General features: G+C 60.6%; 21 protein-coding genes and 1 pseudogene. 14 read left to right on the forward strand and 8 right to left on the reverse strand.

The annotated features are described in order from the left end of the window. Nucleotides 1–168 precede the first annotated feature (168 nt). The 3 genes from AC1DCM_RS19360 (at nucleotide 169) to AC1DCM_RS19370 (ending at nucleotide 2,064) form a co-directional block, all read left to right on the forward strand. Nucleotides 169–1,011, forward strand: a complete 843-nt coding sequence (locus AC1DCM_RS19360; protein WP_442016611.1) for a hypothetical protein — start codon at nucleotides 169–171, stop codon at nucleotides 1,009–1,011. Between the two features lie 84 nt (nucleotides 1,012–1,095). Next, the gene (locus tag AC1DCM_RS19365) at nucleotides 1,096–1,566 is read left to right on the forward strand and encodes a MarR family winged helix-turn-helix transcriptional regulator (protein ID WP_477514805.1); all 471 of its coding nucleotides are present in this window, start codon (nucleotides 1,096–1,098) and stop codon (nucleotides 1,564–1,566) included. 90 nt (nucleotides 1,567–1,656) lie between these two features. Then, a complete protein-coding gene (locus AC1DCM_RS19370; protein WP_442016609.1) occupies nucleotides 1,657–2,064 on the forward strand; it encodes an ester cyclase in 408 nt (135 codons plus the stop codon). Nucleotides 2,065–2,089: 25 nt separating this feature from the next. On the opposite strand, the gene AC1DCM_RS19375 is transcribed toward AC1DCM_RS19370, so the two are convergent. After that, a complete protein-coding gene (locus AC1DCM_RS19375; RefSeq protein WP_477519377.1) occupies nucleotides 2,090–2,713 on the reverse strand; it encodes an NADPH-dependent F420 reductase in 624 nt (207 codons plus the stop codon). Between the two features lie 34 nt (nucleotides 2,714–2,747). Then, a complete protein-coding gene (locus tag AC1DCM_RS19380) occupies nucleotides 2,748–3,482 on the reverse strand; it encodes an SDR family NAD(P)-dependent oxidoreductase (protein WP_477519378.1) in 735 nt (244 codons plus the stop codon). Between the two features lie 126 nt (nucleotides 3,483–3,608). Here AC1DCM_RS19380 and AC1DCM_RS19385 point away from each other — a divergent pair, with 126 nt between their 5' ends. Next, nucleotides 3,609–4,205, forward strand: a complete 597-nt coding sequence (locus AC1DCM_RS19385; RefSeq protein ID WP_477519379.1) for a TetR/AcrR family transcriptional regulator — start codon at nucleotides 3,609–3,611, stop codon at nucleotides 4,203–4,205. A gap of 45 nt (nucleotides 4,206–4,250) precedes the next feature. After that, nucleotides 4,251–4,805, forward strand: a complete 555-nt coding sequence (locus tag AC1DCM_RS19390; RefSeq protein ID WP_477519380.1) for a hypothetical protein — start codon at nucleotides 4,251–4,253, stop codon at nucleotides 4,803–4,805. On the opposite strand, the gene AC1DCM_RS19395 is transcribed toward AC1DCM_RS19390, so the two are convergent. Both AC1DCM_RS19395 and AC1DCM_RS19400 read right to left on the reverse strand, forming a co-directional pair. After that, a complete protein-coding gene (locus AC1DCM_RS19395) occupies nucleotides 4,777–5,220 on the reverse strand; it encodes an SRPBCC family protein (RefSeq protein ID WP_477519381.1) in 444 nt (147 codons plus the stop codon). The two genes, AC1DCM_RS19390 and AC1DCM_RS19395, sit on opposite strands and share 29 nt — an antisense overlap. Before the next feature lie 83 nt (nucleotides 5,221–5,303). Beyond that, nucleotides 5,304–6,020 carry a hypothetical protein gene (locus tag AC1DCM_RS19400; protein ID WP_477519382.1) on the reverse strand — a complete coding sequence of 239 codons (717 nt, stop codon included), beginning with the start codon at nucleotides 6,018–6,020 and terminating at the stop codon, nucleotides 5,304–5,306. A gap of 246 nt (nucleotides 6,021–6,266) precedes the next feature. On the opposite strand from AC1DCM_RS19400, the pseudogene AC1DCM_RS19405 reads away from it, so the two are divergent. The 4 genes and pseudogenes from AC1DCM_RS19405 to AC1DCM_RS19420 all read left to right on the forward strand — a co-directional run. Continuing rightward, nucleotides 6,267–6,464 (forward strand): annotated as a pseudogene (locus AC1DCM_RS19405) (helix-turn-helix domain-containing protein); the annotation flags it as partial. Between the two features lie 78 nt (nucleotides 6,465–6,542). Further along, nucleotides 6,543–6,725, forward strand: coding sequence for a hypothetical protein (locus AC1DCM_RS19410; protein WP_477519409.1), 183 nt, complete (start codon nucleotides 6,543–6,545; stop codon nucleotides 6,723–6,725). Beyond that, entirely contained in the window at nucleotides 6,722–7,999 is a 1,278-nt protein-coding gene (locus tag AC1DCM_RS19415; protein WP_477519383.1) for a type II toxin-antitoxin system HipA family toxin, read from the forward strand. Before AC1DCM_RS19410 ends, AC1DCM_RS19415 begins: the two co-directional genes overlap by 4 nt. Nucleotides 8,000–8,117: 118 nt before the next feature. Next, entirely contained in the window at nucleotides 8,118–8,309 is a 192-nt protein-coding gene (locus AC1DCM_RS19420) for a three-helix bundle dimerization domain-containing protein (protein WP_477519384.1), read from the forward strand. A 251-nt stretch (nucleotides 8,310–8,560) separates the two neighbouring features. Here the strand turns inward: AC1DCM_RS19420 and AC1DCM_RS19425 are convergent, their stop codons facing one another. From AC1DCM_RS19425 to AC1DCM_RS19435, 3 genes are all read right to left on the reverse strand, one after another. Continuing rightward, nucleotides 8,561–9,061, reverse strand: a complete 501-nt coding sequence (locus AC1DCM_RS19425) for a prevent-host-death protein (protein WP_477519385.1) — start codon at nucleotides 9,059–9,061, stop codon at nucleotides 8,561–8,563. Nucleotides 9,062–9,147: 86 nt separating this feature from the next. Further along, on the reverse strand, nucleotides 9,148–9,936 hold the full coding sequence (locus tag AC1DCM_RS19430; protein WP_477519386.1) for a phosphatase PAP2 family protein: 789 nt from the start codon (nucleotides 9,934–9,936) through the stop codon (nucleotides 9,148–9,150). Between the two features lie 56 nt (nucleotides 9,937–9,992). Further along, nucleotides 9,993–10,931, reverse strand: a complete 939-nt coding sequence (locus tag AC1DCM_RS19435) for a LysR substrate-binding domain-containing protein (protein ID WP_477519387.1) — start codon at nucleotides 10,929–10,931, stop codon at nucleotides 9,993–9,995. Nucleotides 10,932–11,171: 240 nt separating this feature from the next. On the opposite strand from AC1DCM_RS19435, the gene AC1DCM_RS19440 reads away from it, so the two are divergent. From AC1DCM_RS19440 to AC1DCM_RS19460, 5 genes are all read left to right on the forward strand, one after another. Beyond that, nucleotides 11,172–12,287 (forward strand): PrpF domain-containing protein, encoded by a 1,116-nt coding sequence (locus tag AC1DCM_RS19440; RefSeq protein WP_477519388.1) that lies wholly within the window; start codon nucleotides 11,172–11,174, stop codon nucleotides 12,285–12,287. A 30-nt stretch (nucleotides 12,288–12,317) separates the two neighbouring features. Next, the gene (locus AC1DCM_RS19445) at nucleotides 12,318–13,766 is read left to right on the forward strand and encodes an SLC13 family permease (RefSeq protein WP_477519389.1); all 1,449 of its coding nucleotides are present in this window, start codon (nucleotides 12,318–12,320) and stop codon (nucleotides 13,764–13,766) included. A gap of 285 nt (nucleotides 13,767–14,051) precedes the next feature. Further along, nucleotides 14,052–14,378, forward strand: coding sequence for an ArsR/SmtB family transcription factor (locus AC1DCM_RS19450; RefSeq protein WP_477519390.1), 327 nt, complete (start codon nucleotides 14,052–14,054; stop codon nucleotides 14,376–14,378). After that, nucleotides 14,375–15,091 carry a cation efflux transmembrane domain-containing protein gene (locus AC1DCM_RS19455; RefSeq protein WP_477519391.1) on the forward strand — a complete coding sequence of 239 codons (717 nt, stop codon included), beginning with the start codon at nucleotides 14,375–14,377 and terminating at the stop codon, nucleotides 15,089–15,091. Before AC1DCM_RS19450 ends, AC1DCM_RS19455 begins: the two co-directional genes overlap by 4 nt. A gap of 24 nt (nucleotides 15,092–15,115) precedes the next feature. After that, nucleotides 15,116–15,931 (forward strand): alpha/beta fold hydrolase, encoded by an 816-nt coding sequence (locus AC1DCM_RS19460; RefSeq protein ID WP_477519392.1) that lies wholly within the window; start codon nucleotides 15,116–15,118, stop codon nucleotides 15,929–15,931. 48 nt (nucleotides 15,932–15,979) lie between these two features. On the opposite strand, the gene AC1DCM_RS19465 is transcribed toward AC1DCM_RS19460, so the two are convergent. Continuing rightward, on the reverse strand, nucleotides 15,980–22,798 hold the full coding sequence (locus AC1DCM_RS19465; RefSeq protein ID WP_477519393.1) for a carboxypeptidase regulatory-like domain-containing protein: 6,819 nt from the start codon (nucleotides 22,796–22,798) through the stop codon (nucleotides 15,980–15,982). Between the last annotated feature and the right edge of the window lie 259 nt (nucleotides 22,799–23,057).

The following is a 23,057-nucleotide window of genomic DNA, read 5'->3' on the forward strand; positions in this document are numbered from 1 at the left end:
TCAGTTTAGGCAGCGCGCCCTTTCGGCCGATAGGGCATTGGCGTTCAGGCTTGCCAGGAAAATGTCCTGGCAAGCCCGTGATAGGCGGACTCCGTGTCGTAGTCTGATGCGTAGTTGGGCCAGCTGCTAACGAACGTGCCTTGGGGGTTATTTTCAGTGGGGGATTTGATGACGAATGACACGGATGGTGCGTCTTACGGCCAGTTGAACGTGCCGGCGATGCCGCTGCAACAGCCGCAGTCCTTCGCGCCGCCGGGCTCGCCTCCGTATGGATCGTCGCAGCCCTTTGCAGCACCCGCTGTTGCTCCGGCGCCACACCAGTACCAGCAGCCACCTTTCCAGCAGGGGCCGTTCCAGCAATCACCTTTTCAGTACCAGCCGTATTACCAGCAGCAGCCATTCCAACATCCTGGCTTCGGACCCCCACCCTTTCCGCAGAATCCTGCGCCGGAAAATTGGTCCAGCGGTTCCAGGAAGCGCTTAGGTCCATCCTTTTGGATCGTCGGGGCATTGCTTGCCGTACTTGCCCTGGCCAATGCTGTTACGGGGAATGGCGAATCGATCCTGATCTTCATCGGCCTGGCAGCGTTGCTTACTGGTCTCTATTCGCTCATTTTCAAGAGGCCCTCTTGGGTTGCGCTACCAAGCAAACAGGCGGCGATAGTGGTTGCGGTCGCGGGAGCGGCCTCGCTTTTCCTCGGCGTGGTTGCTGCCGGGACTGAAGCCGTTCGTGATTCGGCCGTTGCCGCTGCTCCAGGAGCTGCTCCGCAAGGTCCGAGCACCCTCCAAGACGGGATCATCCAAGACGGGACGTGGATCGTTGGGAAGGATATCGCGCCGGGCACGTACCGAACCACAAAAGAAGTCACACGGGCCTGCTCCTGGCAGATCACGCGCCCAGACAGCATTGACAGCTCCGAGGGAGCTGTGACGAGTGGATTCCCCCTGGTGAAACTGGTCCGGGGCCAGAGGTTCATCACCGAAGGCTGCGGAGGCTGGGCAAAGCTGTAGTCTCTGCCCAGCAGCCGCTTGTAACTCCACTTCTTTGTTTCCGTAGAACTATATTCCATGGAAGCAAAGTGTTAGAGTCTCTTCATGATCAAGGGCATCGAAACTGGGTCTCTATATCCTCTCTTCAGCGAACTGACCCGATTGGAAACCGAGCTGTGGGACGCGCTCGATAGCAGATTGCGCAAAGAGCATGGCCTCCCTATGAGCAGATTTGAACCAATGGCCGTCGTCGATCGCCTGGGTGCGTGCCGGGTTTTCGATGTGGCCTCGGCTCTTGCGATTACCGTCGGGGGCACGAGCAAGCTCATTGACCGGATTGAAAAGGCCGGACATTGCCGTCGGAGAAATAATCCGGACGATCGCAGATCCTCCCTCATCGAGCTAACGGCGGACGGCCGCATGCTGCTGGAACGGGCCAGGAGGACTGTTGAAGCCGAGCTGGATCTGCGGCTGAATCCCGTGCTTACCGAGCAGGACACGCATGATCTCGTGGAACTGCTGGGCCGGCTGCGAAATGCCAATCGGTCGACGGCGGCTGCCGAGCGAGCGAGCTGACACGCTTGCGGGACCCTGAGTTCATCGACTAATAGCCGATAACCAGCGGCGTGGGCCGTAGCCAACTAGAGACGTTAAGGAAGCAAGCAAATGACTGAAGAACTCCGTGGTCGCATGGACCGATTCGTTGAATTCATCAATTCAGCCGACGAAAAGATTGGTGATGAGATCATCTCGCCGTCGGCAACGTTCCATGTGCCCTTTCTGCCAGAACCGGTGCAGGGTCCAAGCGGCTACCTCGAAATCATCGGGATAATGCGACAGGCGTTTCCCGACGTTCAGTGGTCACTGGAGGAAACCATCATTGAAGGAAACACGGTTGCCGCACGATTCATCCTTCGTGGCACACACCGAGGAGACTTCCTCGGCGTACCTGCGACAGGCAAACCCATCCAAACGCAGGCAATGAACATCTATCGATTCACAAACGGTCAAATCAGTGAAGAGCACGGTCTCCCGGACCTCTTCGGACTGATGATGCAAATCCGACAGGACTAGGTGAAGGTCCCTGTGCCCAGGTGGTTCAGCCGGTGAATTCGTTGGCGCCCAGGGCGAAGTCCCAGTGGCCCACCCCGTTGCCAGCGAGGCCCACCGTGACCAGGCCCATTCCTTCGAGCCAGTGAGCCATTTTCAGGCCGCCGACATCCCGCGCGCGGAGTCCGAGGCTCTCGATAAATGCCGCCACGTCCGCCTTGGCCTGCGAATTGTCGCCGGAGACGAAGACGTCTGGCTGACCCTTCTCCAGGACATTGCGGAAGATCGTGTTGAATGCCTTCACCACGCTGGAGCCAACAGGGGCAATTTTGGCGACTTCCTGCGCGATTGAGGTCTCGTCCTTATGGGCCAGCCCGTCGAACGTGGGGTTGAAGGGATTGCTGATGTCCACCATGACCTTGTCCGCCAGGGCGTCTCCGTACTCGGCGACGACCGGAACGACGCCGTCGTACAACAAGGCCGTGATGACGATGTCCCCCGCAGGTGCGGCACCCCACGTACCCGCCGTCGAACCCCCGCCCAAAACCTTCGCCAGGTGATCGGCCTTGGACTGATCGCGTCCCATGACCTCGACGGTATTGCCGCCTGCCACCGCGAGCGTGCCGATGGTGCGGGCCATGTTTCCGGTACCGATAAGAGTAATGCTGCTCATGACTTGTGCTCTTTTCTTCTTCTCAAGGTGGGGTTCAGAGTGCGGTGGTGCCGCCGTCTGCCACCAGTTCCAGGCCGTTGACGTAGCTGGAGTCGGCGGAGGCGAGGAACAGGGCGACTGAGGCGATTTCTTCGGGGCGGCCCATCGTTCCGCGGGGGATCAGGGATTCGAATGCTGCCTTGGTTGCGTCGTCGAAAAGTTCTGCCTGTTTGGCCGTGGCCACTTGACCGGGGGTCAGGACGTTGACGCGGATCTTCCGGTCGCGCAGTTCGTTGAGCCAGACACGGGCCCAGGCTTGCTGAACAGCTTTGCTTCCCGCGTAGAGGCTCCATCCGGGGAAGGCGCCGAGGGAGGCGTTGGATCCGGTCATGAAGATCGAGCCGTTGTCGTTGATCAGTGGCAGCGCCTTCTGCACCGTGAACAGGGTGCCGCGCGCGTTGAGCGAGAAAGCGCGGTGGAACTGTTCCTCGGTGATCTCGCCGAGGGCGGCTGGTTCGCCCATCCCGGCGCTTGCCCACAGCACATCGATCGAACCCTTTTCCCGCTTGACGGTGTCGTACAAGCGGTCCAGGTCGTCCAAGTCGGCCGCGTCACCCTGGACGGCGGTGACGTTGCGGCCGATCAGTTTGACGGCGTCATCCAAAGCTTCCTGCCGTCGGGCCTGGATGAAGACATGCGCTCCTTCTTCGACGAACAGTTTTGCCCCTGCCAGTGCCATGCCGGTGGATCCACCGGTGATCACAGCGACCTTGCCATCAAGCTTTCCCATGAGTGCTCCATTCATTGCCGCGCCGATGCTAAGTACACCGATCTGAGTGCTTAACGTATCCACGTCATTGGATGGAGTGCAAGTTAAGTACACCGATCAGTACCGTTTTTGGGCTAAGCTGGTTCCATGACGGAGTTGGAGAAGGGGCCGCGGGGTCTGCGCCGCGGTAGAGGTGCTCGGGAGCGCATCCTCTGTGCGTCACAACAGCTGTTCCGCGACCAAGGCATCAACTGCACCGGGATGGACCAGCTGTGCTCGGTGGCTGAGGTGTCCAAGCGAACGCTTTACCAGCACTTTCCCGGCAAGGACGATTTGATCGCAGAGTGCCTCCGGCAGTTCGATCCCGATATCCTGCCCGAGGTCTTCGACCGCACCGACCTCACACCCCGCGAGCGGCTCCTCGCCATCTTCGACATCCATGCGCCCCTGTGCCCATTCATCGCGGCGGCCGTCGAAATCCCCGACCCCGGTCACCCGGCACGCGAGTACGCCCGCAATTACAAGAAAGACTTTGCCGCCCGGCTCATCGATACCGCCCGCGAGGCCGGCGCCAACAACCCCGAAGAGCTGGGTGAGCAACTGGCGCTGCTCCTGGACGGCGCCTCAGCCCGCAGCCGGGTCCTGAACACCGACACCTTCGCCACCGCTGCCGCCATCGCAGCCGTCCTCGTAGATAACGCCCTTCCCGCGGCAATGTCAGTGGGGCCGGGATACACTTCGTGATGGCAACGTGGGGGACGTCCCCGTTGCATGCGAGAGGGCGCGCCAATGGGACAAGAACAGCCGCAGACCGATCAGTCAGATTCTGCAGGTCAGTACGACGTTGAGACGGTGCCAACAAGCGGAGCGCCCGCACTTATTCCTGACGGTGCCACAAGGTTCAGGCGCTATTGTCTGGGATTCATCGATCTGATGTTTGGGGTGTTCACTGCGTGGATTACGGTCGTGTACACGGTAGGGGGCAACGGGCAGTTTCAGGACTACCAGGCTGCGGGCAAATCCGTACCGGCCGGATGGATCGCTGCCGTCGTTGCCATCTGCGTAGCCTTCGGCGTGGTTGCTCTCGCCGGCATCTTTGTTGGGATCTGGAATCTGAGTGATTTGAAAACAATGACCCCCGCGCCGCTGATCGCAGCTATCGTTTTCTCCGCGGCTTCCATCGTGATGTTGTTGCTCTTCTTCACCGGGCCATCGGTTGACCCACTCAAAGTTGCGTGGTGCCTTCTGCACGGTCTTGTCATTGTTATGACGATCAGAATCCTTCGGCAAGAAGGTGTTCGCTCCCTCAAAGCTGCTATCCGCGGCCCTCGAGCCGCTCCTTAAGCCGCCGGTGGCTCGCTGGGGCACCGCGCGAGGCGAGCTGACGTACGGCGGGCACGAGCGCCTTGCCGAAGCCGTGCCCTTCGAAATCGAGCTCGAACGTCACACGCGACCTCGCGCCGTCGTCGAGCGGTTCGACGTCGATGCTCGCGTGAGGGCGGATCGGGCCCTCTACGCCGTGTGCGGCAAACCGATGGGGCGGCTCGACGTCCGTGATCTCCTGGGTCATCGTTCGCTCGTTGGGTCCAATCCGCCGGGTGGTGGTGAACCGCGACCCGACCTCCCTGCCGCCGTCGCCCTCGAAGTGCACCTCCAGGACGTCAGCCTGCCACTCCGGGAAGCGCAGGGGGTCGCTCGCATACGCAAAAACCTCATCTGGCGGACGGTCGATTTCTATGGTGTGCGTGAGTGCTGACATGGCTCCTCCTTCTCCTCCATCGTCTCTCAGTCCAAGCGAATTCGACCCGTCAAGTTTGGATCAATGAGAGGGGAGACCATGGGTCAGCCGCGCGCCACCCAGTCCGCGTTCGTCGACCGCCACACCGCCGCGGAAACGAATGTGAGCCCGACGATCTCAAGCGCGCCACCGGCCACGGCGAACCACTCGTTGCCGACGACGATGTTGGTGACGTGGCCGATGGTCCAGCAGATGATGAGCGCGCCAGCCCACCACGGCACCCCGACGGCGCGGCCGGCCAGGGTCACCGCGAGGCCGAGCAGTAGCGTGCCAATAATATTGCCGATGGCGAAGAGCAGGTAGAACGGCTGGCCCCACGTCCCGGCGGGTGACGCATCCAGGGCGGCGGCCGCATCCACGCCGCTCGTGGCCAGGGCGATCCTGTCCAGGTTGGCGAAGCTGATACCGAAGTAACTGATGTAGCCGGCAACCATGAGTGCCACAGCCCACAAGGACAGTCGCGGACGAGCCGGACGAAGCAGTCGCAGCGCAACGGGAAGCCCGAGCACTGCCAGCAGTGATCCGACGAGAGCGAACATGACGGCTGCCAGCAAGGCACCGGGAGCCGCAGCGGCGAGCTCGAGGCCACCGGCGGAGCTGCCCGTGTCGCTGAGGCCGGTCGAGGTTGATGCCCCGGCGTAGAGCGAATTGCAGACTAGCTGACAGACGAAGGCAACCGGCAAGGCGATCGCGGCGCTGCGGCGTCGGAACCAGGCGGTGGGATCGAGGACTGGATCCGGACCAGAAGCCGAAGCATTCATGGCCCGACTTTACGGCAGTGCACCAGCAGCAGGAAGGGGCGGTACTCGCGCGCTGCGGTCACGCGGTACGGGTCACGGATCGTTCCCAATTTCTAATGTGACGGAATGTACGCATCCTGCGATGTGTCAGCTTGTACACATTGAAAACTGTGACGGTATGTACACATTGAAGAATGTGATGGTATGTACACATTGAAGAATGTGATGGTATGTACACATTGAAGAATGTGATGGTATGTTCACTCCATGAAGGAGCGAGCAATTTCTACTGCGCGTCAACTAGGGACGGCGGTCCACGACGCTCGCACTCGAGCAGGTATGACACAGGCAGCGCTTGCTGCGCGTGCTGGGGTTTCTCGTAAGTGGCTCATTGGCCTCGAGCAAGGTGCGCGAACAAGGGCTGAACTAGGCAAAGTCTTTGACGTCCTGCGCGCCCTTGAGCTTTCCATTCAGCTCTTCGAGGGGCGAGAAGGTCCCAAGGTTAGCTCACGCGAAGCTGCCATAAGAGCGCAGGAAAACACGATGGCCATTAAGTTCGCAGACGAGACTGCGGACGTCGCCCTGAGCACCCGTCAGGCGCTGACAGCCATTGAAGCCATGCGCCAAGCCGCCCTACCGGCTAACACTCTCGAAGCAATCCGCCAAGCCGCACTGCCCGAAGGCACTCTCAACGCCACCCGCCGAGCGCAGGGCGAGACAGAGTGAAGGAACTGTTCGTATTGCTTCATCGGCAGGTCGTCGGTGTCCTGAGGCAAAACAATCAGGGCAATCGAACATTTCAATACCTGGAAAATTCAGACTCCTCCACCGAGGTTTCGTTGGCGTTGCCTTACCGCATTGATCCTTACCCTAAACGTAGGACCGAACCGTTTATCGATGGTCTGCTTCCCGAAGGAGAAGGTGTACGTCAGGCCCTTGCAGATCAGTTTGGCGTTTCTCCTGAGAACCCTTTCGCGCTTCTGGAACACATCGGACTGGAATGCGCGGGAGCCGTCCAATTCGTGCGCCCTGATGAGCTGGAGTCGGCTCTTTTAGGTTCGGGAGACCTGGTTCCGTGTACGGAGAAGGACGTTGGAAATCGCTTGCGGTCACTTATTTCCGAGCCCAAAGGATCTTGGATTGTAGAACGGGAGCGGTGGTCGTTGGCGGGTGCCCAGTCCAAATTTGCTCTTAGATGGGCGGACGGCTGGTACGAGGCGACAGGGGCTGAGCCGACAACCCACATCTTCAAACCAGGCATACACGATTTCAAAGACCAGGCCCTAAATGAGCACTTGTCCCTCAGGACCCTGTCTAAGTCCGGCCTTTCCGTAGCGCAAACCAGCTATGTGGAGTTCGATGGTTCATTCGCAATCGTGGTCGAGCGCTATGACCGGCTCGTTGAGAATGGCCGCGTGATTCGCATCCATCAAGAGGACTTCTGTCAGGCGACGTCGACGCCACCAAAGAACAAGTATGAATCCAACAAAGGCCCTACGGCTCTCAAAATTATCCAAACCTTGCGACAATCGGGGGCGAACGAAGAGGAAGTCCTTCGGTTCGTTGAGGGTCTGGTGGGGAACTACCTCCTGGGTGCACCGGATGCACATGCAAAGAATTATTCGATTATCCTCGCTCCGGGCGTGGTCGCCCTAGCGCCCCTCTATGACGTTGCCTCGGGATTGCCTTATGAGCATCTAGATGAAGATGGATTCCAAAATAGGAAAGATGGCCTGCGCAAGGCCGCAATGGCAATCGGTGGTGAGCGGCGGTTCGGTAGGGTAGGACGCCGACATTGGAACAAATTCGCCGCTGACGCCAGGCTTCAGGAGGACTGGCTGGTGGCCACAGTGAGGGCTCTGGCCACGATAATCCCTGATGCGCTGGATGAAGTTATCCGAGAAGAAAAGGACGCGGTGGACGGGAGCGAATTGCCGGGACGCCTGCGCAAACCAATCAGGAACCTCTGCGATTCCACGCTAACACTGCTTGACAGGTAGCAAGCGATCAAAGAGTCCGAGCGATACTCCCGGCGACCTAAGACTGAATCCTCGGCATGGGACCGCGTTGCAAAGTTTTCCGTTGACTACGAAACCGTCCCAGCCTGAAACTGAGCCCATGGCTAAACATGACGAAGCGCAAGCTGTGGCGGCAGTTATCGACAGGCTGGTCAAGAAATTCCCGGAGGCTCCTCGGTCCGAGGTCGAAGAGATCGTTACCGAGGAATACATCGCCCTCAGTGGGGGGCCGATTCGGGACTACGTGCCAGTGCTAATCGAACGCGCAGCCAAGCTTCGGCTGCGAACCTAACGGAACGAGCAGGAATCGCAAGAACCACCACACTGACACGGCCGCGCAGAGCAATGGAATAATGACCAGCGCCCATGGGCGCACACCAGCCCAGTGCAGGATGAACAAAGGGACCGTACAACCAAGGGCGCCGAAGACCACCACTTGAAACCCGACCCAAAACCGAAGTTCACCGTTCGACGGCCTGTTGTCAATGTCGAAGAGGTAGTCATCTAGCGATTTCACGCCACCGCTCCGAGGCGGAGCCACCACTAAGGACGCTCGACGGCTTCCGGCTCGTGGAGCCACTCCAAAGGTTCCTTGCCGAGGCCGGCAGCGATCGCCGTGGCACTCTCTCGCCATGAGGTCAATTCTGCAATGGCCAGATGGGGCTGATTGGTGGCGAAGGACGCCCTGGCTGCGGCCAGGACATCATCGGCACAAGCCTCTCGGTCAGCTGGACTCAGGGCAAGCATCCAGGGGAAGCGATCGCTCATGCGGGCTGCAAACGTTCCGTTCGTGCTCGTTGAGACTGCAACGAGCTGGGCTGCCAGTTCCAGCAGGGAGATGCGTGCCGCATCTGCGCTCGCGGACATTAGAACGAGGGCCTCCCCGTCGCGGCGGGTGATCCGGACGGGGTGGTCCGACGCTGCTGCAAAGACATCTGCGGAGGAGCGGCTCAGTTCAGAAGACTGGAATGACGTCCGGGTCTTGAAAGGCTGGATTGGGGCTTCGGAAGGCACGACGGTCCTCCGTGATTTTGCTGCGCTCATGTGGCCACTCTAGTTCAGAACGTATTCTGAAGCAGTCAGGCGCAAGGCACGAGACTACGCAATGTGCACGGGAAGTGGTCCTGCCGTCAGCCGCGCTTTTTCGCGGCCATCTCTTCTGGTCCGGGTAGCGCCTTAGTGGTGCGCCACGTGTCCAAGGCAATCACTGCGGCCAGCACGATGAGTGACAAAGAGACGGAGGCGAGGACGTCCGTCAGCCAGTGGTAGCCGAGGTAGAGCCTGCTGATGGCTTGGGTGGCGATCCCTGCGACGGCGGCACTGAAGCCGGCTATGACGGCACCTATCTTGCGGCGGCGGGAAAAGACGAGGAACGCTCCGACAAGAAGGAAGTCGGAGGCGCCGAGTACGTGGCCCGACGGAAAAGAGTAGGTGCTGTCGGCGCCGAGCACCATGAGATCCATGGGCGGTCTTGGCCGTTCGACCAAGCGCGTAATGACTTGGGCGAGGATCACGCCGGTCAGCATGGCCCCGGCCAGCAAGAGAGGTCGCCAGAGCCTTCGCGCTCTTAATATCCAGATCCCCGTCACGACCGCCACGATGATGGGCATGACTATTGGGCCGAAAATCGTGGCGAGGACAGCCATGACCGTGGTCGCCGTCGGTGAGCGTTGGCTCACGAACCACGTGCTGACTGTTTCGTCCACCGTGGCCAGATCTATTTTTTGCTTTACTTCGGCGAGGATGAGGAAGAAGGATCCGGCGCCGACTAGCGCAAGGACAACCGCGATGACATAGAGGACGTTCTGGCTGCGCGGTGCAACGTGCCGTTCCGGGATAGTGAGCTTGTCGTGTAGTAGCCCGGACATGTCTCCCGAGTCTCCGGGGGTGTTCGACGACGGTTGGTCCGGGATGGGCATAACAAAGGATATCCGTTCCAGCGGTGAAGGGGATGGTCTGGGATCCAGTGACAACCCTAGAGGTAATCCCCAACATGCTCCCGGGCGATTTCCAACAGTGTGGTGTGGAACGCGACCTCTGCCGGGGCGTAGACCTTGTCCTGGCGCTGGGCCAGGAGGACCCGGCGCAGTGGCGCAGCAGCGCCGAGGCTTAGCACCCGGACGTCCGGGTGTTGAAGAGCGACGGCGGTTTTGGGCACCATTGCGACGCCCATTCCGACGCTGACCATGGCCTGCGCTTCCTGATAGTCGTTGGCCAGGAATCCGATGGTCGGCTCGAAGCCGGCTTCGTTGGCCGACCGCCGGAGCACTTCCACCACAGGATGAGCATCCGCACGGACGATCCAGGATTCCTTTTTCAGGTCCTCCATCTTTACTTCCTCGAGGTCGGCGAGGTGGTGTCCTTTGGCCACGAGGATGACCGTGCTTTCCTGGAACACTTCGGTTGTCCGAATGGCGTCGTCATGGAAGCGATTCCAAGGGTAGTCCCAGAGCAGGCAAAGGCCGGTCTCTCCGGACTCGAGGTCCGAGACCAGCTCCTCAAAACGCGCGCTGCGGACGGACAGGCTAATGGCCGGGTATCGCTTCTTGAAAGCGCGGATCACGAGCGGTAAGAACGATCCGGCGAGGGTGGGAAACGTGCCCACGGTGAGGGAACCGCGGCGGAGGCCGGCGATTTGGTCGAGGTCGTTCCGGGCAGCGCGCATCTGTCCCACCATCTTCCGGGCGTGCCCGGCAAGCACCTGGCCGGCTTCTGTCGGCACCACACCACGCGAGCGTCGGGTAAGAAGCGGCTGCCCTACTTCCTGTTCCAGCTTCCGTAATTGTTGGGAAACCGCCGATGGCGTGTAGAGCATCAGATCGGCCGCAGCAGTGATGGATCCCTGCTCCACCACCTCAACCAGCAGAGCCAACCGCCGAATGTCGAATAATTCCTGGCCGTGATCATTAAGCATCAGTTAACTCTCCTCTGATTTTAGTTCATTCTATGCAATCCTGCGCGATTTCCCCTAGCTACTGCCCGGAAAACGGCCAACACGCACAAAGCACATAGCCTGTAAGCGCCAGAACCTCAATGAATGAAGCATCTCTACACACCCCATCAAATATCCAACATTGTCTTCATTTGTGATCCGGATCATTCTTCTAATAGGCCCCTGAAACCCAGCGCGGCATGAGGAGATGGACGGATTGCCATGAAGATTGAAGCGGAATGGATGCGTGGAGGCACCAGCAAGTGCTGGGTCTTCGAAGGTGAACACCTGGACGAAACCCACAAGGATCTGGACTCTTTGCTGCCCCGGCTTTTCGGAAGCCCGGACCACCGCCAAATCGACGGCGTCGGGGGATCAACCTCCACCACCAGCAAGGCCATGATTCTGCGCCGTCCTGCCGACCCGGATGTCGACGTCGAGTTCACTTTCGCTCAGGTCGGTATCGAGGAAGCGGCCGTGGACTGGGGGAGTAACTGCGGAAACTGCTCCGCGGTTGTTGGCCTTTACGCGATCGAGAAGGGCTGGGTCACGCCAAGCGGCGACAACACCCGGATCGTCACGCGCAACACCAACACCGGCCAGATCATCATCCAGCGCGTTGCCACCCCAGCAGGCGCTTTGCCGATCGTCCCGGCTGCCGAGATGCCCGGCGTCGTATTTCCCGGCTACCGGGTAGGCCTGGGCTTCAAGGATCCCGCCGGAAAGACGACCGGGAAGTTGCTGCCCACCGGTGAACCAACGGACACGATCAGTGCCGGCGGGACGCGCTGGACAGTTTCAATGGTCGACGCCGGAGCTCCAGTTGTGATCGTCAAGGCCGAGGAGCTGGGCCTGGACACCGCCCGCTTCGAGAGCTGGCAGGCCGGAGTGAAGCTGCAGTTGGACACCCTGGACCAGATCCGGCGGCAGGCCGCCGTTCGCATGGGCCTTGCCCCAACAGTTAAGGACGCTGCCCGCGCTATTCCCAAGCTCGCAATAGTCGGAGCCCCCGGCGCAGACGACACTGCCGACGTCAACGTCATGATGCTCTCCATGGGTAAGCCCCACCCGGCCCTGGCAATTACCGGAAGCATCGCCCTGACGCTTGCAGCAAGTACCTCAGGAACTGTCCTCAACAGCATCACGGGCAGCGAACCGCGATCCATCCTGCGGCTGCGTACTCCTGCGGGCGTGATCGAGACCTGGAGCGAAGAGCGCGACGGGTCCCTGCTGGTCGGGGTGGACCGTACTGCACGCACTATCGCCAGCACCACCCTGCATCTCCCGGAACTCCTCGGCAGCGCCGTGGAGCCTTCCTTCGCATCAGCCGCTCAGTGACATCAGCCCACTCAACGAGGAGTAAAGATCATGACTAAGACCGATTACCAAGCCGCCTCCACATCAGTGGATGATGTTCAGGAGGCTGGTTCCAAACGTCCGAACCGCAGCCGCCGTATCCTGCTGATAACAGCAGCCGTGATTGCTGTCCTGGGTCTGGCCGCTCTGATGTTCGGAGGCGCCATTTTCAACCCGGCGGCCACCTCGGGAACGGAGCAGACCCTGACCGCTACCCAGATCATTCCCTTGGTCATCCTCGTCCTCATGTTCGTTGTCGCTACCAAGTGGCCCCTGAACATTGGTGTGATGGGGCTGGTAGCCTCGTTCGGCGTCGGGTATTTCATGCTGGGAATGTCCGATAAGGAGATCCTGGAGGACTTCCCGGCCAGCATCGTCCTGACGATCATCGGCGTGACGTACTTCTTCAGCATGGCAAACCGCAATGGAACCATCGATATCATCGTGCAGAATTGTGTGCGCCTCGTCAGGGGTAAGACGATGCTGCTGCCATGGGTCTTCTTCCTTATTGCTGCCGCGCTGACCTCGTTGGGCACGTTCTCGCCTGCCGCCGTCGCGCTTCTGGCACCTGCCGCCATGGGGTTCGCTTACGAGTCGCGCATCCACCCTGTCCTCATGGGTGCCTTCGTCATCAATGGCGCACACGCCGGTGGGTTCTCGCCACTCTCGGTTGCCGGCGTCCTGGTCCACAACATCGCCCACGATAACGGCTTCCCCATTTCCCAGGGCGGACTCTTCGCGGCGAGCTTCGCCATCAACCTGCTTCTCTCGGCGCTCTCCCTGGCTTTGTTCGCCGTCTTTGGAAAGCTGAAGGACGGCGCAGGGGTACAGAACGTGGACCTCGAAACTCCCCGCACCACGCGGCCTCATGGCCAGCAGATCCTGACGCTCGTGCTGATCGGTGTAATGCTCGTCTGCACGTTGGGCTTCCGGATGCCGATTGGCTTTGTTGCTCTGTCCGCTGGCCTGCTGCTGGCGCTGGTCAACATCAAGGAACACCGGACCTTCATCGGCGGCGTTTCCTGGTCCACCGTCCTTCTGGTGGCTGGCATGATCACCTATGTCTCCCTGCTGCAGCATGTGGGCGTTATCGACACCCTTGCTGAGATGGCTTTGGCGCTCGGCGCACCGCTGCTGATCGCTTTGGTTCTCTGCTACGTCATCGGCGTCGGTTCAGCCTTTGCCTCGTCCACCGCGCTGCTGACCGCGTTCATCCCGCTCGCCGGGCCGCTGCTGGCGTCCAGCACGTTGAGTGCATCAGGAACGGTTGCAGCCCTTGCTATCGCAGCAACTGTGGTGGACGTTTCGCCCTTCTCCACCGACGGCGCACTGATCGTGGCCAACGCCCAGGAATCAGACCGTCAGCGCGTCTACAAGCAGTTGATGATCTACGCCGGTGGAGTGGTCCTTGTGGCGCCCGCCTTGGCCTGGGCCCTCCTGGTTCCGACCGGCATCCTCTAAACCACAACTTTTCACATGACTGCCGGCAATTCCAGGTCGGTACGCGGTGGGACCCACCCTGCATACCAACGCAACAGGTAACCCGACAGACGGGGGCAGGACTGGATAATCCCAACGCACCAGAGGCGGGGCCACCTACCAGGGTGGCTCCGCCTCTGTCGTGTCGGGAAAGCGTACGACGGCGGAGCTGCCGCCGGGTTGGGCGGGAGGGCACGGCCTGGGTGTTTCGGCGGTGCGTAACAGTACACAATTGCCTGAATACAGCCACAGCTGTACTTTAACGGCATGGAAACCCTCACCCACGCTCCGGTGCTGGCCCGGTTCGGCTATGCGATCTCGGACGCCACCAGGGCCCGTGTACTCCTGGCCCTGGCTGATGCTCCGGCTTTCCCGTCGGAGCTTGCAGACTCCCTGGGCGTTTCCCGCCAGAGCATGTCCAACCACCTGACCTGCCTGCGCGGGTGCGGCCTTGTGATCGGGGTTCCCGACGGGCGCAGGACCCGCTATGAACTGGCCGACGCACGTCTGGGCCACGCCATCAAGGACCTGATCGGTGTGGTCCTGGCGGTGGACCCCAACTGCTGTGCTCCTGATGGGACGTGCCTGGCATGAGCACGGACCTGCGGGAAGCGTCGGAACGCAGAACCGTCCTGACACGTCGGATCAGACTTTTCGCTGCCGCCACCATCACCTACAACGTTATCGAGGCGGCAGTGGCACTATGGGCTGGCGGTGCAGCGGATTCGTCGGCCCTGATTGGTTTCGGGCTGGACTCCGTGATCGAAGTTGCCTCCGCTGTGGCGTTGTCCTGGCAGTTCTCAGCCAAGGACCCCGAGCGGCGCGAGCACCTAACCCTGCGGATCATCGCGATTTCCTTCTTCGCCCTCGCTGCCTTCGTCACGTTCGATGCCATCAGGTCCCTCACGGGTGGGGGAGAGGCCCAGCACTCGACGCCAGGCATCGTGATCGCGGGCCTCAGCCTGGCGATCATGCCCGTGTTGTCCTGGGCCCAGCGCCGTGCCGGGCGAGAGCTCGGTTCCAAGACTGCCGTTGCGGACTCCAAGCAGACGTTGTTGTGCACGTATCTCTCTGCTGTGCTGCTTATTGGTCTGGTCCTGAACAGCACGCTGGGTTGGTGGTGGGCCGACGCCGGCGCAGCTCTGGCGATTGCCGCCGTCGCCGTGCGCGAAGGAATCAACGCGTGGCGTGGGGACGTTTGTTGCGCTGTGCCCGCTGCAGACGTCAGTGATGAGTCCTCGGAGGACTCGGGCTGCTGCGCGGAATGCCAGGCGGCAACGGATTCAGCCAAGACGGTCGTGCAGTAGCCAAGGCCGGCGTACGCTGACCGCATGGAGTCCGAGGTCAGGACAATCGCTCTGCGCACCCGGATCAATGTGCCCTGCTTTGTACAGGGTCACCTTGGTGAAGCGAACGACGACGGCGCCGTGCCCTTGGTCCTGTTGCATGCGTGGAGTGAATCCTGGCGGAGTTTTGATCGGCTAATTGCCTCGCTTCCATCCTTTACTCTGGTGGCGCCGGACCTGCGCGGCCATGGTGGGGCGGACAAGCCTGAAGACGGGTACTCGCTGACAGCGGTTGTGGAAGATGTAGTCGCAGTGTTTGATGCGTTGGGTGTAGCGAGGGCTCACGTCTTGGGTTCATCCAGCGGTGGTTACGTGGCGCAACAACTCGCTGTCATGCATCCGGAGCTCTTGGCATCACTGATTCTGGTTGGGTCTCCGTTGAGCCTGCAGGGGAAACCACCGTTTGCGAATGAGGTAGAGCAGCTCACTGATCCGGTTTCGGAGGGCTGGGTCAGGGAGTCTTTGTCCTGGTACCGGCTGCTGCACGCTGTGCCCGCTGCCTACATCGAGGACAGGGTGAATGACGGTTTGGCCATGCCGGCAGCCGTTTGGAAGGCTTCCTTGCGCGGCTACTACGAGGCGGTACCACCAACCGAAGCCGGAACCATCTCAGACCCGACGCTCATCCTGTGGGGCGCACATGACCACATAGTGCCGCGGCACCATCAAGAAACCCTTGCCAGCCGTATCCCCGGGGCTCAATTGAAGATCTACGAGAAGACGGGCCACTTGGTGTTGTGGGAGTGTCCGGAACGGGTTGCTGAGGATGTGGGGGCGTTTCTGTCTGGTATTGCCGGGTAGAGGGCTGCCCATTCACGGAGACTTGTCGATGCTGACGTGGAGCATCTCTCACATGACCGCGGCGGTTGGTGCGGAGGTTTTGCTGGCGGTGGTGTATCCGGTTTTGCTGCCGGTCACAGTGACCGTGATGGTCTTGCCGACATCGCCGGTGACCGGGATGTACGTGGCGGCGGTGGCGCCGGTGATCACCAAGCCGTTGGCTTTCCACTGGTACGCCAGCGTGACCGGAGCCGGTCCCCACACACCCGGTACCGCGGTGAGGGTTGACCCGACCTTCGCGGTGCCGGTGACGGTGGGTATCGGTGCCGGTCCCAGTGCTGGGAGGGCCAGGACCGCGGCGGTTGCTGCGGAGGTTTTGCTGGCGGTGGTGTAGCCGATTTTGCTGCCGGTCACGGTGACTGTGATGGTCTTGCCCACATCGCCGGTGACCGGGATGTAGGTCGCGGCAGTGGCGCCGGTGATCACCAGGCCGTTGGCTTTCCATTGGTAAGCCAGGCTGACTGGTGCTGGTCCCCACACACCAGGTACGGCCGTAACTGTCGATCCGACCTTGGCCGTGCCGGTGATTGTGGGCACCGGAGCCGGCGCCAATGACGGGAGGGCAAGGACTGCGCCTGTCGCCACAGAAGTCCTGCTCGCCGTCGTGTATCCGACCTTGCTGCCCGTCACCGTAACCGTCAGAGTCTTGCCCACATCACCGGCCACAGGGACATACGTGGACGCCGTGCCGCCAACCACAGAGACACCGTTGGCTTTCCACTGGTACGCGAGAGTCACCGGGGCTGGTCCCCACACACCCGGTACCGCGGTGAGGGCTGATCCGACCTTCGCTGTGCCGGTGATGGACGGCACCGGGGCTGGCGACAACGACGGGAGGGCAAGGACTGCGGCTGTCGCTACGGAGGTCTTACTCGCCGTCGTGTATCCGACCTTGCTGGCCGTCACCGTAACCGTCAGAGTCTTGCCCACATCACCGGCCACCGGCACGTACGTGGCCGCCGTGCCGCCAACCACCGAGACACCGTTGGCTTTCCACTGATAGGCCAGGGTGACCGGTGCTGGTCCCCACACACCCGGTACTGCGGTGAGTGTCGATCCGACTTTCGCTGTTCCGGTGATGGTCGGCACGGGAGCCGGCGCCAAGGAAGGCAGCGCCAAGACCGCAGCTGTCGCCACGGAGGTCTTAGTGGAAGTGGTGTACCCGACCTTGCTCCCCGTGACGGTGATCGTCAGGGTCTTGCCCACATCGCCGGCCACCGGGATGTACGTGGCCGCCGTGCCGCCAACCACCGCAACACCATTGGCTTTCCATTGGTAGGTCAGCGTGACCGGGGCTGGTCCCCACACACCCGGTACTGCGGTGAGGGTCGACCCGACCTTCGCCGTTCCAGTGATGGTCGGCACCGGAGCCGGACTCAGCACTTGGGCTGGGAAGGCGAGGTTGAGCGTTGTCGTGTTGCCGCTGACCATGGCCACGGGCTTTGCCGTAGCTTCGGTTGTCATGTTCCCTGAATACAGGTCTCCCAGTTCCGGCTTCCCGGTACTGACCTTGACCAGATACTGGCCCGTGCTCAGCCCTGGAATCGAGTATTTACCCGTTGAGTCCGTGTAGGAACTGCGCGTGACCAGCGAGCCGTTGGTTGTGTAGGCGTACACACGAACACTGGCCACAGGCTTTCCTGTTCTGTCGAGAACAGATCCGCTGAGGGTGCTGCCGGAGGTCAGAGCCGCGTTGACGTTCAGGACTGGCTTTCCAGCTTGGACTGTCAGCGTGGAGGCCTGTCCTACACCCACGGACTCGGGCTTGTTCTGGTAGAACTGGGCTTCCTCAGTGGAGTAACCACTGGAACGGTTGAACGCCACCTTGTAGGAGCCGGCAGCAAGTCCCACGACGCTGAAGTTGCCGGCCTGATCCGAGTAGCCTTGCTTGACGGGTTTGCCGGTTCCGTCCAGGACCGTGACTGGTGAATATCCTTGCTTGGATCCTGAGACATTGCCGGCGATTGAACCGCCGAGTTGGGCCGTGAAATTGACAGATGCCTTCTCCAGCCCCGCGGTCAGCGCCAAGGATGATGCCGTTTCAAACGAGGCTCCGCCATACCACTGGTCAGTCGCTCCGCTGCTGGAACCCACCAGCTTTACCCTGTAGGAGCCTGTAGGCAGTCCCACGATTTTGTAGCTGCCGTCGATGTTGACCCGAGTCGAAACCAGAGACGAGCTGGCGCTGGTGGCTGAGTAGACCTCGACGTACATGTTGGCAGGGTTGATTCCGGTAGATGCAGCGATTTTGCCGCTGATGCTCGCCCCCTTGGCGAGGGTGGCGTTGACGCCGACGAGGTCCTGGCTGGTGGTCAGCGTCACGGTCGTGGCGGTGGCGAAGGAAGCCGCGTTGGCGTGCCACTGGTCCAAGGCACCGGAGCCATTTCCCGCGAATTTCAGCTTGTAGCTGCCCGCAGGAAGTCCGATGAACTTGTAGCTGCCGTCCGAACCGACCCATGCGGAATCCACAAAGGAGTTTGCCGAATCACTCTTGTAAAGATCCACCCTCGTATCTTGAACGACTATGCCCGCGGGCGCGGTGATCTTGCCGCTGATGGTGGCGCCCTTGATGAAGGCGGCATTCACACCGGTGAGGTCCTGCCCGGCGGTGACGGTCACGGCCGTGCCCGTGGCGAAGGTAGTACCGGTTTTGTACCAGAGCTCCTGAGCCCCGGTGTTGTATCCGCTGAAACTCAGTTTGTAGCTTCCGGCCGGCAGGCCAATGAGTTTGTAGCTGCCATCTGAACCGATAGATGCATTTTGCACGTACCAGCTGGAGTCATTGGCCTTGTAAGCGTAAACGTAGGCATTGTCCAGATTGACCCCAGCTGGTGCCGTGATCTTGCCGCTGATCGTGGCGCCCTTGGCGAGGGTGGCGTTGATGCCAGTGAGGTCCTGGCCCGTGGTCAGGGTGACGGCGGTGCCCGTGGCGAAGGAGGTAGCATTTGCGTGCCACTGGTCCAAAGCCCCGGTGTTGTTTCCACCGAAATTCACTTTGTAACTGCCGGCGGGAAGCCCGATGAGCTTGTAGCTGCCGTCGGAACCGACGTAAGTGCTCGTGACGGACGAGTAGGAGTTGTCGGATTTGTAGACGGCGACGCTGGCACCGCCCAGGCTGACTCCGGCCGGTGCCGTAATTTTGCCGCTGATCGTCGCGCCTTTAACAAGCGTGGCACTGACTCCGATCAGGTCCTGGCTGGTAGTCAGGGTGATGGGCGTGGCGGTGGCGAAGGACGTCGCGTTGCTATGCCACAGGTCCTGCGCTCCGGAGCCGGAACCGGAGAAATTCAGTTTGTAGCTGCCAGCCGGCAGCCCAATGACCTTGAAGCTGCCATTGGAACTGAGGACGGAGTTCGCGATCGGGTAGGAGTCGCTGTCGGACTTGTAGGCGTAGGCCCTGATGGTGGAAAGGCTGACACCCGCCGGGGCGGTGACTTTCCCGCTGATCGTTGCACCCTTGACCAAGGTGGCGTTGATGCCGGTGAGGTCCTGCCCGGTGGTCACGGCGAGAGCGGTAGCAGTTTCAAAGGAAGCGGCGTTGCTGTGCCACTGATCCAATGCCCCCGTCTCGTTTCCGGTGAACTTCACTTTGTAGCTGCCAGCCGTGAGCCCGCTGAACCTGTAGCTTCCGTCGGACCCGATGTTGGCCGAGCTTACGCTGTAGGCCGAGTCGGTCTTATAGAGCTCGGCCTGGGTGTTGGTTAGATTGACGCCGGCGGGTGCGGTGACTTTGCCGCTGATGGTGGCGCCCTTCACCAAGGTGGCGTTGATGCCTGCCAGGTCTTGACCCGTTGTCAGAGTGACCCCCGTGGCGGTGTCGAAGGAGGCGGCATTACTGTGCCATTGCTCCAGGGCACCGGTGTTGTCTCCATCGAAGTCCACTTTGTAGCTGCCGGCAACGAGGCCTGTCACCTTGTAAGTTCCGTCGGAACCGACGTACGAGTACGACACGTAGGATCCCGGGTCGTCGGACTTGTACACATAGACCCTCGCGTTCGCAAGGTCGACGCCGGTTGGTGCGGTGACTTTTCCGCTGACAGTCGCGCTCTTCACGAGTGTGGCGTTGATACCTGCCAGGTCCTGGCCGGTAGTGACGGAGACCACCGTGGCGGTTTCGAACGACGCCGCGTTGCTGTACCACTGGCCCAAGGTCCTTGCGTCGTTACCGCCGAAGTTCACCTTGTAGCTGCCAGCCGGAAGCCCAGTGAATTTGTAGCTGCCGTCGGAACCAACGTAGGTGGAATCCACATACGAGTACTTGTTGTCGGGACTGTAGATGGAGACCTGCAAATATCCGAGGCTGAGTCCGGCCGGTGGCGTGACCTTGCCACTAATCGTTGCGCCCTTGGCCAACGTGGCGTTGATGCCTGTGAGGTCTTGACCGCTGGTGAGAGTGACCGCCGTCGCGGTTTCAAAGGAGGCCGCGCCGCTGTGCCACTGCTCGAGGGCGCCGGTGCCATCGCCGTCGAACTTCACTTTGTAGCTACCGGCCGGAAGCCCGGTGATCTTGTAGCTGCCATCCGAAGCAGGGTATGCGGAGCCCATGGTGGGGTAGGAGGAGTCGGATTTGTAGATCAGCACCCTGGTGTCCTGGACGTCTATGCCGGCGGGTGCTGTGATCTTGCCGCTGACGGTGGCGCCCTTGACGAGGGTGGCATTAATACCGGTGAGGTCCTGGCCAACGGTGAGGGTGATGACAGTGGCAGTATCGAACGAGTTCGCCCTTAGATGCCACTGATCCAGCGTTCCCGTGCCGTAGCCTGAGAATTTCAATTTGTAGCTGCCAGCAGCCAAGCCCGTGAATTTGTAGGTGCCGTCCGCACTGGCGTAGGCAGACGCTACCTGAGAATAAGAATCGCTTGTCTTGTACAGCGCTGCCCGCGTGTTCGTCAGATCAACTCCTGATGGGGCGGTGATCTTGCCGCTGATAGTGGCACCCTTGACCAGAGTAGCGTTGATGCCGGTGAGGTCCTGCCCAGTGGTGAGAGTGATTGCAGTGGCCGTGTCGAAGGATGCCGCGTTGCTGTGCCACTGGTCCAGGGCGCCGGTGTCGTACCCGCTGAACCTCAGTTTGTAGCTGCCCGCTGGAAGCCCGATGACCTTGTAACTGCCATCAGAACTGACCGAGATTGACTCAAGGGGGGAGCTGGAGTAGCTGGCGCTGTAGGCAGAGGCGTACATATTGCCGAGACTTACTCCAGCGGGAGCTGTGATTTTGCCGCTGATGGTAGCGCCCTTTTCCAAGGTGGCGTTGATGCCGGTGAGGTCCTGACCGGTGGTGAGGGTAATTGCAGTGGCGGTGTCGAAGGAAGCCGCGTTGCTGTGCCACTGATCCAGGGCCCCGCTGTTGTAACCCTTGAAGTTCAGCTTGTAGGACCCCGCAGGGAGACCTATGAAACTGTAGCTGCCGTCGGAACCAACCCACGTGTAATCGACGGTCGAGCCGGCGTCGTCGGCCCTATAGAGGTACACGTACGTGTTGGCTAGGGTGACTCCGGCGGGTGCTGTGACTTTGCCGCTGATGGTAGCGCCCTTGACCAGGGTGGCGTTGACGCCAGTAAGATCCTGGCCGGCGGTGAGAGCAACGGGGGTGGCGGTTTCGAAGGACGGGGTGTTGTTGTACCACTGCTCCAAGGCCCCATTGTTATTTCCGGCGAACTCCACTTTGTAGGTATCGGCGGGAAGTCCAATGATTTTGTAGCTTCCATCAGTCGCAGCATACGCAGAGGTGACATAGGACGACTGGTCGCTGGTTTTGTAGACGTAGATGCGCGTGCTCTGAAGGCTGACGCCGGCCGGTGCCGTGATCTTGCCGCCGATGGTGGCGCCCTTGATGAGGGTGGCATTGATGCCTGTAAGGTCCTGGCCGGAGGCCATGACGACGGCGGTCGCGGCACCGAAAGAAGCCGCGTTGCTGTGCCACTGATCCAGCGCGCCTGTGTCACCACCGGCAAACTTCAGCTTGTAGCTGCCGGCTTGCAGCCCAATGAACTTATAGGTGCCGTCTGAATTGACGTATGCGGAGCCTACGAAGGAATTCTCCGAGCTTGCCTTGTAGAGCTCAACGCTTGCGCCATTGATGTCGATGCCGGCAGGTGCGGAGACTTTGCCGCTGATTGTGGCGCCCTTTACGAGGGTAGCGTTGATGCCAGTGACGTCCTGCCCGGCGGTGAGGGAAACGGCGGTGGCTGTTTCGAAGGACACGGCGTTGTTATGCCATTGATCCAAGGCCCCAGTGTTGTAGCCGGTGAACTTGAGTTTGTAGGTGCCAGCAGAAAGGCCGACGATCTTGTAGTTACCGTCAGAACTAACGTACGCGGACGCCGCGAACTGGTCGCCCCCGCTGGTTGGGTAGGCCTCCACCTTTGCGCCACTGAGGGTGACGCTGGCTGGCGCGGTGACTTTGCCGCTGATGGTGGCGCCCTTGACGAGCGTCGAATTGACCCCAAGGAGGTTCTGACCGCCGGTGAGCGTGACGGCAGTGGCGTCGTCGAACGTGGAAGCGTTGGTGTACCACGTGTCCAGGGCGCCTGTGCCGTTGGCCGAGAATTTCAGTTTGTAGCTGTCTGGTTGGAGTCCCGGCACGTTGTAGCTGCCATCGGAAGCCACCGAAACAGAATCGACGTAGAAGTCAGGCGAATTGGTTTCATACACCTCCACTCTCACGTTGTTGAGAATGACTCCTGTAGGAGCGGTGACCTTACCGCTAATGCTGGCAAGTGAAGTTTCGGCAGCAGTTGCTTGGAGGGCGCCTAAGAAAAACATCCCGGCTGCCGCAGCAAGTAAGACGGAAATCCAGACACGCAGATTTTTGGCAAAGTGCAGCATAGGCCCCCCAATATGCACAAGCAGCTCCCAGAGGTGAACGAAGTCTCTGAGCCCCAAAGCTTGTAATTTAGGCTCAGTGTAGCGACGAAAACCACGATCCTGCTAAGAAGTCAAATAATGACAACGGGGCCTGGGCAATCTTTGGCAGGGATGTGCAGCTGCTCCATTCTGGAGTTTGGATATGCAGCTAAGCACCTTCCGCCCTGCAAAGGTGTCGAATGAGATGGCGCATTCTTGGGGCACTGGGCAGTTTGCTTAA

The sequence above is a fragment of the Paenarthrobacter sp. 10N417 genome (genome assembly GCF_056394745.1).